We start from the raw sequence: 14,334 nt of genomic DNA on the forward strand, positions 1-14,334 counted from the left end.
TATGGATTGTTTATTTTGTAAAATTATTAATCAAGAAATTCCTTCTTATAAAGTTTATGAAAATGAATATGTTTATAGTTTTTTAGATGTTAAACCTGTAAGTAATGGGCATTTGTTAATAATTCCTAAAAAACATTTTGAAAACTTTAGCTCTTGTGATGATAAATATCTACAAGAAGTAATATTAGCTAAAAAATATTTAACTAACTTATTAAAAGAAAAATTAAATCCTGTAGGATTTAATTATTTATCAAATGAAAATCCAATTTCAGGACAAACTGTTTTACACTATCATGAACATATAATGCCAAAATATGAAAAAGAAAAAGGCTTTATATTAAAAGTTGAGATTGCTGATATTAATGAAGTAAAAGAAACTTTTAATAAAATAATATAATAACTAATAATAAAAAAAATAGAAGCTTGAGGCTTCTATTTTTTATGTTTGTAAAACATTTTATTATCTATACTTATGATTCTTTGAGTTCAATTATCTAGTTCTATTTTTTCTAATTCATCATTAATTTTATAAATTTTAGCATCTAAATCATCAAGTGTTGACAAAATTACAGCTTCTATTAATACTGGTTCAATCGGGGAACCAAATTCTTTTTTACCGTGACTAGCTAAAATCATATGTTGTAATAAAGTAATATCTTTATTAATCTTATTATTTTGATCTTTATAAAGATTTAATTGTTCAGCTAACTTATTAATTTCAGCATTTCCAATTGAAATATGACCTAGTAATTTACCTTCAAAACTATAATCACTTCCATTCATATCAGAAATTTCAACTACTTTACCAATATCATGTAAAATCGCTCCACATATTAGTAAATCTCAATCAATATTTGCATAAAAATAGTTTTCTTTTAAACTTAAAACATTTTTTACAAGTGTATAACTATGTCAAAATAACCCGCTAGTAACATTGTGATGAATACTCATAGCAGCAGGAAAAGTTAAAAACTCTTTTTTATACTTTTCTATTAAATTAATTGTTATTGTCTTATAAGTTTGATTATTAATATTATTTAAAAGAGTTATTAACTCTTGAAAGCTAGTTTTAATATCTAAAGGAGCACAAATGTATAAATCAGATTTTTTTAAATGATATTTAATTAAATCTTTTTCATGAAGTATTTGATAATTTTCAATTTTTAATTGTAAAATGTTTCGATATTCATTAACTATAGTATTTTTTAATAAAATAATAGCATTTGGTTTTAATAACTGTTTGTCTTCTTCATTAACTATTCATTTTCTAGCTTCAATTCTTCCACTACTATCTGCTAAGTGTAATATTAAATAATTATTTCCACTACTTCCAGTTGAAACTACTACTCTTTCTATTCTTAAAATAGCATCTATTAAATTATCTTTTGTATTGATATCTTTAACTTTTTTCATTAGTTTTCTTCTTTCTAATCTATTTATATTTTATATGATTAATTATTGTTTAACTAATAATCAACTTTTTAAAGACTTCAATCAATAGGTGTAGAATTTTGATTTATTAATAAATTATTAATTTTACTAAAGGGTTTACTATTTTTAAAACCTTTATTATAACTTAGTGGTGAAGGATGGGCTGATTTAAAAACAAATTTAGATTTAACTAGTAAAGAATCATACATTTTAATAGCAAAATTTCCTCATAAACAAAAAATTACATTTTTATTATTTAAAATAATTTGTTCTAAAATCTTTTTAGTAATTTTTTCTCACCCTAAGTTAGTATGAGAACCTGGTTTATGAGCAACAACAGTTCAAATAGTATTTATTAAAAACACTCCCTGTTTTACTCAATTTTCTAAACTATTATTATTAAAATGATTAATATTTAAATCACTTTCTAATTCTTTAAAAATATTTTTTAAACTAGCTGGAGTTTTTATATGATTAGAACTAAAAGCAATCCCATTTGCTTGATTAAAATCATGATATGGGTCTTGACCTATAATTACTACTTTAATATTATTTAAATCACTTAATTTAAATAAGTTTAAAACATCATCTTGTTTTGGAAAAACAATTTCATTATTACTATAAGCTTTAGTGATTAAATTATTTATTTGGTCAAATAAATTTAAACTAGTAAATAGTTTATTTCAACTATGATGTAAATTATTCATTATTTTTTATTCAAGATATTATAATCTTAATTTTTCCTTTAACTATTAGTTTGTCAATTCCATCAATAGTAATAGCTGATTCTGCTTGTTTAAAAAATACTTCATTAATATATCCAGACCCACTAATAACAGTTAATTGTAATCAATCACATTTTTCATCTACTTCAAACTCTTTTAAATTAGTACATTCTAAAATATATAATGAAAAATATTTTGAAGAAAATACTTTATTGTTTGCATTATGAATAATTTGTTCATTTATATCTGGAGTTATTGTGCACTCTATTGAGTTAAAAATATCTAATTGTCTAGGTTTATTTGTAGTTTTATCAATTCTATTATAATCATAAAATCTATAAGTAATATCACTAGATCTTTGTAGTTCATAAATTACTAAGTTTGGTGAGATTGCATGAACTTTACCAGGAGCTACATATAAAAAATCATTTGGATTAACTTTAACTTTTTTTAATAATTGATTTCATTTATTTTGACTAACTAAATCAATTAGTTCTTTTTTATTTTTAGCCGTATGTCCATAAATTAATTCAGAATCTTTATTAGCATCAATTATATATCAACTTTCAGGCTTACCTAATTGGTTGTGATTTTTTAAAGCATAATTATCATCAGGATGTACTTGAACTGATAAATAATCACTAGCAGTAATAATTTTTACTAATAAAGGATAACAACCTTTATAGTTATTAAAAAGGTGTTTATGATTTTCAAATAATTCTTTTAAACTTAAATTATTGTATTGATCATCACTAATAACATAACTCATCCCATTTTCATGAGCTGAAATTACTCAAGCTTCACCAATGTTTTGATTATCTTTTATATCAAAACCAAAATCTTTCAACCTATTTCCACCTCAAATTTTTTTTGAAAAATAAGGTTTAAGTTTTAAAATTTTCATACTTACTTTCTATAAATAGTGTTTATAAAATTGTTCTAAAATTCTTTTTATAGTTAATTTATTAACTAAATAATAAGTAATATTTAAACTTTTTTATTAAAATTAAATATTTAATCCTAATATTTTATTTAATTGTTCTATATAATTTTCTAAAGAATTTTTAGAATTATTAAAAGAATAAAATTTATCATCACTTTGATATTTATTTTCTTGTTCTAAAATACCTAAATTACATTTCATAGGTTTTAAACTATAAATTTTAGAATTAGTTATATAGTTAGTTAGTGCACCTAAAATAGTTGTGTTTGGTAAAGGTTTTATTTTTTTATTATTAATAAAAGCTAGAATGTTAATAGCAGCTCATATACCAGAACTAGCTGATTCAATATATCCTTCAACTCCAGTAATTTGTCCTGCAAAAAAGACATTTTTCTTTCTAGTTACTTGTAATTTAAAATTTAAAATTTTTGGAGAATTAATATAATAGTTTTTATGCATTACTCCATATCTAACTATTTTTGCTTTTTCTAATCCTGGGATTGTTTGAAATACTCTTTTTTGTTCTGGTCATTTTAAATTAGTTTGAAATCCAACTATATTATATAAACTATCTTTTGCATCATCTTGACGCAATTGCACAACTGCATAAGGTTGTTGATTGTTTTGATCTAATAAATTATTTGGTGACATTGGTCCTTTTAATAAGAGTTTTTTACTAGTTTTTGCAAGTTGTTCGATTGGTTGACAGCCTTTAAAAAAGATTGATTTTTCAAATTCTTTTAATTGTACTTGTTCTGCATTAATTAAATTATCTACAAATTCATTAAATTCTTGTTCGTTTAAAGGACAACAAATATATTTACCAAGTTTGTGTCTTCCTGAATAATAAACTTTATTAAAATCAATTGAATCTTTTGTAATAATTGGAGCTGAAGCATCCATAAAAAATAGTTTTTGTTTTCCAATTAATCTTTGAATATCTTCTTTTAATTCATTTGTAGTTAAAGGACCTGTAGCTATTAATGTTAAATCATTCTCATCATCAATATGACTAACATTTTGTTCAATAATTGTAATATTTGGATGATTTTTAATAACATCAGTTAGTTTTTTTGAAAAATCTTCTCTATCAACAGCTAATGCATCATCTCCATCAATTTTACAACAATCAGCTATTTTTATAACTAAAGAGTTTAAACGTCTCATTTCTGCTTTTAAAATACCAGCAGCATTTAATAATGACTGACTTCTAAAAGTATTAGAACATACTAATTCAGCAAAGTTATTTGTTTTTTGAACTTCATTTTTAATAAGAGTTTTAACTTCATATAATTCAACTTGTATGTTATTATTTGCTAAAAAATACGCAGCTTCGCAACCAGCTAAACCAGCACCAATAATTTTAACTTTCTTGTTCATTATTTTGTTCTCTATCTAGATCTTTATACAGATTAATTTCATCAACTAAAATATCTGAATTTCAAGATGAATTATTTCTTATAGCTCTACCTAAATGGATTTGATTATTAACTGTTAAACATTGTTTAATATTGTTTTTATCAACTCCACCACCAATTAAAATTTGAATATCTAAGTTTTGATCAACTAGTTGTCTAATTACTTCTAAACCAGTGTTCAGATTTGTTCCTCCACTAGTTAAAACAGCATCAATTTTATGTTTAGCTAAAACATTTAAAGCATTAATTGGATCTTTAACTAAGTCAAAAGCTCTATTAAAAGTAATTTTTAAGCTTCCTTTGATTTTATTTACTCTTTGTAAGAAATCTTCATTAATTGTATAATCACTATTTAAAGCTCCAATTACAATTCCATGAACGTTTGGAAGTTTTTGAACAACTGAAATCATTTCTAATTGTTTAATTAATTCATAATCATCAAAAAAGAAATCTTTATAATTATTTTTAATCATTATATGTAAAGGTTTTAAAGTAATTTGATTAGCTAAAATGATTTCATCTAAACTTGGAGTTAAACCACCAACTTCTAAGTTTTTACAAAATTCAATACGATCAGCTTTAGAATTATTAATTACTCTAATATCATTAAGATCTTTTGCAATTACTTCTAAGAACATTTTTTATACTCCTTTAGTACTTCTATTTTATCTAATTTTTCTCATGGTAAATCTTTTTTACCAAAATGCCCATATTTAGAAGTTTTAAAAAAGATTGGTTTTTTTAAATCCAACGTTTTTATCATACCACTTACACTAAAATCAAAATTTTCATAAACTGCTTTATAAATAGTATTTAAATCAACTTTATGTGTATTAAAAGTTTCTATAAAAATTGAAATTGGTTGACTAATACCAATAGCATAACTTACTTGAATTTCTATTTTATCAGCTAAACCAGCAGCTACTAAATTTTTTGCAACATACCTACACATATAAGCAGCAGAACGATCTACTTTAGTTGAATCTTTACCACTAAAAGCTCCACCACCATGTCTTGAATATCCACCATAAGTATCTGCTATAATTTTTCTTCCAGTTAAACCAGTATCTCCTTGTGGTCCTCCAATTACAAATCTACCTGTTGGATTAATTAAAACTTTAAAATCAGTATTTAAATTAAATTCTTTAGCAACTAAATCCATTATATTTTTTTTAATATATTTTTTAAATTCAACTTCATTATAATTTGGATCATGTTGAATAGACATTAAAATAGTATCAATTTTAGGATTATTAATATTAGTATAATCAATTGTAACTTGAGATTTCATATCAGGCCTTGCTCATTTAAAAAGACCTTTTTTTCTTTGAGATGACGCATTATAAACTAACTCATGAGCAATAGTAATTGCTAGTGGTAAATATGTTTTTGATTCATTTGTAGCATAACCAAACATAATTCCTTGATCACCAGCTCCAATTTGATCATTACTTAATTCAACACCTTGAGCAATATCTGGTGATTGTGATTCAATTTTTATATCGATTTTACAAGTATTAGCATTAATGCCATAAGCATCGTCAACATAACCAATCTTTTTTAAAACATCTCTTGCAACTTGTTCATAATCAACAATAGCAGTTGAGCTAATTTGACCTCCAATTAGTAAATAATTGGTTGTAGCAAATACCTCACAAGCTACTTTAGCATTTATATCTTGTTTTAGTACTTGATCTAAAATAGCATCTGAAATTTGATCGCAAATTTTATCAGGATGTCCTTCGCTAATACTTTCACTAGTAAATAATCTTTTTTCTATATTTTGATTCATTTTTATTTCCCTTTATTTTTGAATTAATAAAAATTAAAAAAACCATAACAATAAAATTGTCATGGTTTAAGACAATCTCATTGTTAGCTTAAAGCCCTTATTTAAGCACCTAATTTAATAGGTTGCTACCACTTCACTAAGTTTTATCTCTCCATGGTTCTTAATAAGATATTATTTTGTTTTCTAATCTTTTAATATTTTAACACAACTATTAATCTTTAATAGTTAATCTTTTAATACTTATTGCTTTATTTGTTTTATCATCAATTTCAATAACTACAGCATTTAATCAACACTTACCAGTTGCTATATTAAATTTAACAGGTAAACCAGTTTTTGCTCTTTTGATCACATCATTTGGTTCTACACCAATTATTGAATCAATCACTCCAGTCATTCCAATATCTGAAATAAAAGCAGTTTTATTTGGTAATAATCTCTCATCAGCAGTCATTACATGAGTATGAGTTCCAACAAAAGCAGTAATTATACCATCATAATTAAAAGCAAAAGCAATCTTTTCAGCTGTACTTTCAGCATGAAAATCTACTAATAAAACATCAAAATCAGTATTAGTTTTTAAAAACTCGTCTAATGCGTCATATGGACTATTTACTATATCCATAAAGCTTTGTCCCATTAAACTAACAACTGCTATCTTTTTTTGATTTTTTTTAACTATAACATAACCATTACCTGGAGTATGTTTGCTCATATTTAAAGGTTTTAATAAATCATTAGTTGTTTTAATATATTCTAAAACTTCAGAATTTTTAAAAATATGATTACCACTAGTAATAACATCAACATTTAGTGATTTATAAAACTCATAATGTTTTTTGCAAATAGATTTTCCATGAGTTGTGTTTTCTCCATTAACAACAACAAAATCTATTTGATTTTGATCAACAATATTTTTTAAATGTTTTTCTAGCATTTCTCTTCCGGGTTTTGCATAAACATCTCCAATCATTAATGCTTTCATCAAATCACCTCTTTTAAACTTTTTATAAATTGTTTTTGATCTATTTGATTTGTTTCAATTTTATTAATTAGAGAAATTAGTAATTCTTCTTTTTGTTTTAAATGTAACTTTTTTTCTAAACTAAATAATAATTTACTAGTTTTAGAAATAGAATCATAAACTGCTGTTTTTGAAATATTAAATTCATCAGCAATTTCAGATAATGATAAATCTTCATCAATATATAATTCAAAATATTGTTTTTGTTTATCAGTTAATAATTCTTTATAAATTTTAAATAACTCAGATAATTCTAATGTTTTTTCTAATAAATTATTTTTCAACTTCATCACCTTGCATAAATCCAGAAGATAAATGAACAATATATTGATCAATATCAAAAGCTAAAAGATCATCTACTTTTTCACCAACTCCTATCATTTTAATAGGAATATTTAATAACTCTTTAATAGCTAAACCAATTCCACCTTTACTTGTTGAATCCATTTTAGTTAAAATAATTCCACTAACATCAGCAACTTTTGAAAATTCTTCAGCTTGAATTACTCCATTTTGTCCTGTTGTTGCATCAATTACTAGTAAAACTTCATGAGGAGCTGATTTTTCTACTTGTTGAATAATTTTATTCATTTTTTCTAATTCAGCCATTAAATTAACTTTATTTTGTAGTCTACCAGCAGTATCAATTAATAAAAGATCATAATTTTGTTCTTTTGCTTTTTTAATTGCATCAAAAACAACACTTGCAGGATCAGCATTTAATTTATTTGCTTTAACTAAATCTACTTTATTATTTAATCTAGTTTTAATTCACTCTTCTAATTGTTGAGTAGCTCCAGCTCTAAAAGTATCAGCAGCAGCTATTAAAACTTTATATCCTAATTCAGCATAATAATTAGCCATTTTAGCTAAAGAAGTAGTTTTACCTGTCCCATTAACTCCAACTAACATAAAAATATTTAATCTATTTTCTTTAAAATCTATGCGATATTTTTTATTAGTTCAATCATTATCTGTATAAGCTTGATATAAAGATTCAACTAAAGCATCTTTAATGTTTTCAAAAGAAGTATCTCTTTTAGTTTTTTTTCTGACTAAATTAGAAACTTTTAAAACCATTTTCATACCCATATCAGTTTGGATTAAAACATCTTCTAGTTCTTCAAAAAATTCATCATCTGCTTGTTTATATTTTTTTGAAAGTTTTTTAATATCTTGAGAAAAATTAAAAGCTGATTTAAGCATTGCTTTTTCAACTTTTTTATCTTTTTGTTTTTGTTTTTCTCTTTTCTTTTTTTCTTTTAAAGTTTCAGATGATTTTTCTATTTTTTTAGTTTGATTAATTTTTGTTGTTTTTACTTTTTTTTCTTTAATATTTTCAACTTCTAGTTTTTGTTCTTGATTTTTTTTACTTTGTTCTTTTAATTCTGCTTTTTTAATATCTTGAGTTGTTTTTTCAAGTTCATCTACTAGATTTTGATCTTGATCTATTTTTTTATCTTTATCTTGTAAAATATTTTCACTTTCATCTACTTGATCAGTTTTTTTAGTTAATTTTTCTTTTAATTTAGCTCAAAAACCCATAATTAGTCTCCTTTTTAAGCTAGATAATTTAATTTTATAATTTATTTACTTAAGTCTTTTAAGTTTATTTATTTAATTTTTTCAGTTTTTTCTATAAACTTGCTTGTTTTTACAAAATTAATAATTTGTTGAACATTTAATAAATGATCTCCAGCTCTTTCTAAATTAAACATTTGTTTTAAAACAGCAGCAATTTCTTCAGCTCTAGCTTTTGTAGTTTTTTGTCTAATATCATCAATTAATAAATCATAAAAAGATCTAAATTTTTGATTAATTTTTTCTTCTAAACTTAAGACTTGTTGTTCCTTATCAACTTCTAAATTACCAAAAACATCTGAAAAAATATCTAACATTTCAACAACTAATTGATACAATTCACTAATCATTAAAAGGTGTCTTTCATTAGGTTTATAAAAAATAAAGAACTTAGAAATTGCTTTAGAATAATCAGCAATTCTTTCAATTTCTCTAGTAATTAAAATTCCTCCAATTGCAAGTCTTAGATCTTTTGCTACTAGTTTTTGTTTTGAAATTTTTCATAAAGCCATTGAAGTAAATTTATTTTGCATATCATTAATAAGCTTGTCATGTTCGATTACTTTTTGAGCTTCACTTAATCTATTTTTTTCTTTAATTACAAGATAACTTTGTGCATATTGTAATTTAGTTTCTTTGATCATATCTTCTATAAGTTCTCTTAATTGATCAAGATCGCGATCTAATATTTTATTACTTGACATATCATCCTTTATTCATATCTACCTGATATATAATTTTCAGTTCTTCAATCTTTTGGATTTGTAAATATTTTTTTAGTTTTGTTAAATTCAATTAATTCACCTTTTAAAAAATAAGCAGTGTAATCACTAATTCTTGTAGCTTGTTGTAAAGAGTGAGTTACCATAACAATTGTATAATCTTTTTTTAAATCTAAAACTAATTCTTCAACTTTTAAAGTTGCAATAGGATCTAGTGCACTTGTTGGTTCATCCATTAATAAAATTTTTGGTTTCATAGCAATTGCTCTAGCTATACACAATCTTTGCTGTTGTCCACCAGATAATCCTAAAGCTGGTGCATTTAAAATATCTTTAACTTCATCTCACAATGCAGCTTTTATTAATGATTCTTCACAAATTTGATCTAAAATTGTTTTATCTTTAATTCCTAAAGAGCGTAATCCATAAACAACATTATCATAAATAGAAATTGGAAATGGATTAGGTTTTTGAAATACCATTCCAACTTCAGTTCTTAATTTTGTAATATCAATATCAGAGTCAAAAATATCTTTATCAAAAATTTTAATAGCACCAGACATTTTTACTCCATCAATTAGATCATTTAATCGATTAATAGATTTTAATAATGTGGTCTTACCACAACCAGATGGACCTATAAATGTAGTAATTGATTTTTCTTTAATTTCCATATTAATGTTAAATAAAGATTGAGTTTTTCCTTTGTTGTAAAAAAAACTAAAATCTTTAATTTCAATAGCAGTTTTTAAAGGTTCTTTTTTTGGTTTTATATTAGTTGTTAATTGTTCATTACTCATAATTGTTATCTCTTTTTTTAAGTTTTTTATATTCTTTTTTATATTTAATAGTTTTTTTAATTTCTTTAAATAAATTATTTATATTAAGATATCTTTTTAAACTTTTAATAAACTTCTTTAAATTGTGTTTAAATGAACTAATATAGATTTTATAAAATTCCTTTTTTATAAAATTTTTACAAATCTGTTTAAATTGAAATTTAACATTTTTATTAGTTTTAACTAGTAGTAAAGATAATTTAGAACTTGATAAATTTAAAGTTAAAACAAAAATAATTGTAATTAGTGACATTAATCAAGCAATATCATTACCTTGCCCTGGAGCTGATTCACTAGCTATTTTATAAATTCCTGTAGTTAAAGTTGATCCTGAAGATAAAAAGCCCTTATCAGGATATTTAATAGCTGTTCCTAAAGTTAAATAAATAGGAGCTGATTCACCAATGATTCTAGCCATAGCTAAAATAGTTCCAGTAATAATAGCTTGTAAAGCATTTGGTAAAACTATTTTAAATAAAGTTTTGGTTTTACTTAATCCTAAAGCAATAGCAGCTTCTCTATATGAAAGAGGAACTGAAGTTAAAGCGTCTTCAAAGTTTTTAATCAACATTGGTAAAACAACAATTGTCATTGTAATTGAGGCTGAAAAAATTGAAAAAGGTAGTTTTAAATAAATAATAAATACAGATAATCCAAATATTCCAAAAATAATTGATGGAGTTGAAGCGGCTAAGTTTAATAAAAATCTAAAAAACTTTGCTAAATAAGAGTTTTTATTAGCAAATTCACTAAGATAAATAGCACAAGCTAAAGCTAAAGGTATAGAAAATAATAATGTGCATAAAATTAATAATAATGTAGTTAGAATTGCTGCAAATATTCCATCTTCACCTTCAATAGTTAAAAAGGCTTCACTATATTTTAAACTTGATAAACCATTAAATATAGTTATAAAGACTATTCAAAAAGTAAACATAATTACAAAACTAATTGATAGTCACATCAAAATTAACATAATAATTGAATAAATCTTTTTAAATAACTTATTTTCAGTTCTATTAGTAATAATTTGGTCTAATGTTTTTTTTTGATACAACTTAATATGTTTTATTTTGTGAGTTTTTTTATTTTTAAATAAAACTAAATGAATTTTTTGAGAAATTGAATTTTTATTTGAAACAAATAAAATCAAAAGATTAATAATAAATACTAAAATAAATAAAAACATTCCAATAGCGTATAATGCAGATTCATGCAAATTACTACTATTTTCTAACATTTCTAATCCAATAGTTGAAGATAGTGTTCTAATTGATGAAAATAAAAATCCAGAAACTCCATTATTTGTATCAAATCAAGCAGTTGAATTACCAGCAATCATCATTATAGCCATAGTTTCACCAATTACTCTAGCCATTCCTAAAATAACAGCTGAAATAATTTTTGGTGTTGCTGATTTTCTAATAATATTAAATGTTGTTTTTTCTTTTGAAATTCCTAAAGCTAATGAAGCATCTCTATAAATTAAAGGAACAGATTTAATAGCATCATAACTTAAACTAATCATAATTGGTATTGCCATAAAAGCCATTGTTAAAGAAGCTACCATCAAATTATCATTACTTGAAGCTCCCATTAATTTAAATAAAGCTCCAATTTGTTCTCTTGCAAATAACCCAAAAACAACACTAGGAATACCAGCTAGTAATTTAATAATTGTTATTGTGATTTTTTGAGATTTTAGTGTTAAATATTCTGAAATAAAAAAACTTGTAAAAATTGTTAAAGGTACAGCAATTAACATTGAAATAAAAATTAAAATTAATGTCATCAATGTTATGGTTAATATTCCAAATTGCTTAGAATCTGGACTTCAATTTTTACCAAACACAAAATCAAAAAAAGATTGTTTATTAAATAAGACATTAGTTTTAATCATTACAAAACCTAATAAAATAACTAATGCTAGTAAAACAAAAATAGTTAATGCAATAATAATAGATTTTAAACAAACAAAGCTAGTTTCTTTTTTTTGTTTAATAACTCGAAACTCTAAATTATTTGTTATTTTTTTAAATAACATAAATTATACCCACTTATTTTTTTAATATTTTTACTATTTAATTGATTAAAATAATTTATTTTAATTATTTTTAAAACTTAAACAATTTCTAATTAAACCTAAATGATTATAAATCTCTTGAACTTTTTTGTCATCTGAACAACTAAACCAATAAACAAAATCTAAAACGTCATTATTTAATTTTTGATTATCTGTTAATTTATATAAAGCAACAAATGGTCTACTTAATGGATAAGTTAAAAGGTTATCATCATTTTTATTTAAATTTCACTCTTGATTATCTTGTTTAATAATTACTGATCTTAAATTAGGAAATTTTTTTAAATCTTGAGCATATTGCATAGAAACAAACCCAAAAGAACCATCAGAAGCATTTAGTTGTGTAAAAATAGCTCCATTTGAATTATATTCATTAACAGCTTGACCAATTTTTTTCTTTTCTTTTTTTAATCCTGAAAGCTCTTCAAATGAACTTCTTGTTCCAGAACCACTATTTGTTGAATAAGTTCTTACTTTAATCTTATTACTAATATTATTTTCATCTTTATTTGTTAGTAGTTTATAAAATTCTTTTCAACTAATTAGATCTGATTGATTATTATTTGTATAAATTTTGTGTAAAGCTTTTTGAGATTGTTTACTGATCATATTATTTGAAACATTAAATTTAATTTGATTAATTTGATCATCAGTTAATCCAGTATTTTTTATATTATAAATAAATACAATAGAATCTTTTGCAAAGCTAGTGTAATGATAAGTTTTATTATTTTGAAGTTTATTAAAAATTTCTTGTTTATTAAATTGATTAATTTTTATAAATTCTTCAAGATCGTCTTTTGTTTTTGGATTATTAAAAACATTTCTAATTTCAGATGGAATTGATAAATCAGTTTGTGATTTAGAAATAAAACCTATGCTATAAGTTTTATTAATTACATTTCTAGCACCAGCTCCAGAACCAGTTGAAGAATAATTAAACTTTTTATTAGTTTGTTTTTGGTATTCATTAATTAATTTTTGTAATACTAAATCAGCACTAGCACTTCCACCAATATTAATTACATCATTTTTAATTGAAACAAGAGTTCAAACTCAAATTGAAAAAATGAAAAAAATTACTAATATTAAAACTAGTCAAGATTTTTTGTTTAAAAAAAGGTCTTTAAGATAGTTTTTATTTTTAACTTTAGTTGTTTTACTTGTTTTTTGCATTAAAAAACTCCTAAGTTTAGAATTAACTATTTAATAATTATAACAAATCACAACGTTATAAAGATTTTGTTAATTTTATAAGTTATCAATCTTTAAGATTTCTTTTTGCTATTTTATATCTAAATTTTATATATTTAATTTGTCTTTTTTTATTTTTATAATTTAATTTTGCTAATTTAAATAGCTCTTTTAGTTGCTCTTTTTCTTGATTATTTTTATTTTTTTTGCTTTCTTTTAAATTTTTTTTATGTTTTTCTAATTTAATTTTTGCAACTGTTTTTTTAGCATAAGCAAGTTTTAATTCAGTTTGAATTTTTTCAACAAGTTCAGTTTGAGTTAATACTTGATTAAAATTATAAGTTTTTGTTAAATGGTTTTTATCATTAAAAATTTCTACTATTAATTTTTGTTTTTTAGCCATTCTTATAGCCAGATTAACTGCTTTGTTGTGTTCTAAAAAACTACCATTTTCATCTTTTTTAACTACTAATTTTTTATCATTAGTTTTTTTTATAGTTCAACTCATATTAACACCAATTAAATTATTTACTTATTTTATTCTAATAAATAAAAAAAAGAAAAACTTGGATTTCTCCAAGT

15 protein-coding genes and 1 riboswitch are annotated in these 14,334 nt (G+C 23.1%); of the genes, 1 reads left to right on the forward strand and 14 read right to left on the reverse strand.

Annotated features, from left to right (window positions below; genetic code table 4):
• Position 1 precedes the first annotated feature (1 nt).
• Entirely contained in the window at positions 2-397 is a 396-nt protein-coding gene (locus V2P32_RS02660) for an HIT family protein (RefSeq protein WP_011387345.1), read from the forward strand.
• A 35-nt stretch (positions 398-432) separates the two neighbouring features.
• On the opposite strand, the gene V2P32_RS02665 is transcribed toward V2P32_RS02660, so the two are convergent.
• The 14 genes from V2P32_RS02665 to V2P32_RS02730 all read right to left on the reverse strand — a co-directional run bounded on the left by V2P32_RS02665 (position 433) and on the right by V2P32_RS02730 (position 14,260).
• Positions 433-1,413 (reverse strand): 3'-5' exoribonuclease YhaM family protein, encoded by a 981-nt coding sequence (locus V2P32_RS02665; protein ID WP_011387346.1) that lies wholly within the window; start codon positions 1,411-1,413, stop codon positions 433-435.
• A 68-nt stretch (positions 1,414-1,481) separates the two neighbouring features.
• Positions 1,482-2,138: a uracil-DNA glycosylase gene (locus V2P32_RS02670; RefSeq protein ID WP_434343201.1), complete on the reverse strand. Its 657-nt coding sequence runs from the start codon at positions 2,136-2,138 to the stop codon at positions 1,482-1,484.
• Positions 2,131-3,060, reverse strand: coding sequence for a type I phosphomannose isomerase catalytic subunit (locus tag V2P32_RS02675; RefSeq protein ID WP_434343202.1), 930 nt, complete (start codon positions 3,058-3,060; stop codon positions 2,131-2,133). The genes V2P32_RS02670 and V2P32_RS02675 overlap by 8 nt, the downstream gene beginning before the upstream one ends.
• A gap of 102 nt (positions 3,061-3,162) precedes the next feature.
• Positions 3,163-4,479, reverse strand: a complete 1,317-nt coding sequence (trmFO, locus tag V2P32_RS02680) for a methylenetetrahydrofolate--tRNA-(uracil(54)-C(5))-methyltransferase (FADH(2)-oxidizing) TrmFO (protein ID WP_434343204.1) — start codon at positions 4,477-4,479, stop codon at positions 3,163-3,165.
• Entirely contained in the window at positions 4,463-5,155 is a 693-nt protein-coding gene (locus V2P32_RS02685) for a copper homeostasis protein CutC (RefSeq protein ID WP_434343205.1), read from the reverse strand. Before V2P32_RS02685 ends, trmFO begins: the two co-directional genes overlap by 17 nt.
• Positions 5,146-6,309, reverse strand: a complete 1,164-nt coding sequence (metK, locus tag V2P32_RS02690; protein WP_434343206.1) for a methionine adenosyltransferase — start codon at positions 6,307-6,309, stop codon at positions 5,146-5,148. The genes V2P32_RS02685 and metK overlap by 10 nt, the downstream gene beginning before the upstream one ends.
• A gap of 74 nt (positions 6,310-6,383) precedes the next feature.
• A riboswitch (SAM riboswitch) is annotated at positions 6,384-6,479 on the reverse strand.
• 41 nt (positions 6,480-6,520) lie between these two features.
• A complete protein-coding gene (locus V2P32_RS02695) occupies positions 6,521-7,294 on the reverse strand; it encodes a TIGR00282 family metallophosphoesterase (RefSeq protein WP_434343207.1) in 774 nt (257 codons plus the stop codon).
• A complete protein-coding gene (locus V2P32_RS02700; protein WP_434343208.1) occupies positions 7,282-7,623 on the reverse strand; it encodes a putative DNA-binding protein in 342 nt (113 codons plus the stop codon). Before V2P32_RS02700 ends, V2P32_RS02695 begins: the two co-directional genes overlap by 13 nt.
• Positions 7,607-8,878, reverse strand: a complete 1,272-nt coding sequence (gene ftsY, locus V2P32_RS02705) for a signal recognition particle-docking protein FtsY (protein ID WP_434343209.1) — start codon at positions 8,876-8,878, stop codon at positions 7,607-7,609. Before ftsY ends, V2P32_RS02700 begins: the two co-directional genes overlap by 17 nt.
• A gap of 68 nt (positions 8,879-8,946) precedes the next feature.
• Positions 8,947-9,618, reverse strand: a complete 672-nt coding sequence (gene phoU / locus V2P32_RS02710; RefSeq protein ID WP_434343210.1) for a phosphate signaling complex protein PhoU — start codon at positions 9,616-9,618, stop codon at positions 8,947-8,949.
• Between the two features lie 8 nt (positions 9,619-9,626).
• Complete coding sequence (gene pstB / locus V2P32_RS02715) at positions 9,627-10,436, reverse strand: phosphate ABC transporter ATP-binding protein PstB (RefSeq protein ID WP_434343212.1); 810 nt, start codon at positions 10,434-10,436, stop codon at positions 9,627-9,629.
• Positions 10,429-12,519 (reverse strand): phosphate ABC transporter permease PstA, encoded by a 2,091-nt coding sequence (gene pstA / locus V2P32_RS02720; RefSeq protein ID WP_434343213.1) that lies wholly within the window; start codon positions 12,517-12,519, stop codon positions 10,429-10,431. The genes pstB and pstA overlap by 8 nt, the downstream gene beginning before the upstream one ends.
• A gap of 60 nt (positions 12,520-12,579) precedes the next feature.
• On the reverse strand, positions 12,580-13,734 hold the full coding sequence (ptsS, locus tag V2P32_RS02725; RefSeq protein ID WP_434343214.1) for a phosphate ABC transporter substrate-binding protein: 1,155 nt from the start codon (positions 13,732-13,734) through the stop codon (positions 12,580-12,582).
• An 82-nt stretch (positions 13,735-13,816) separates the two neighbouring features.
• Positions 13,817-14,260, reverse strand: coding sequence for a hypothetical protein (locus V2P32_RS02730; RefSeq protein ID WP_107669694.1), 444 nt, complete (start codon positions 14,258-14,260; stop codon positions 13,817-13,819).
• Positions 14,261-14,334 lie beyond the last annotated feature (74 nt).

The organism is Mycoplasma sp. 06067-C1-B144P-99-0482-3, from assembly GCF_051053925.1.
GTDB lineage: Bacteria > Bacillota_I > Bacilli_A > Mycoplasmatales > Mycoplasmataceae > Mycoplasma > Mycoplasma leachii.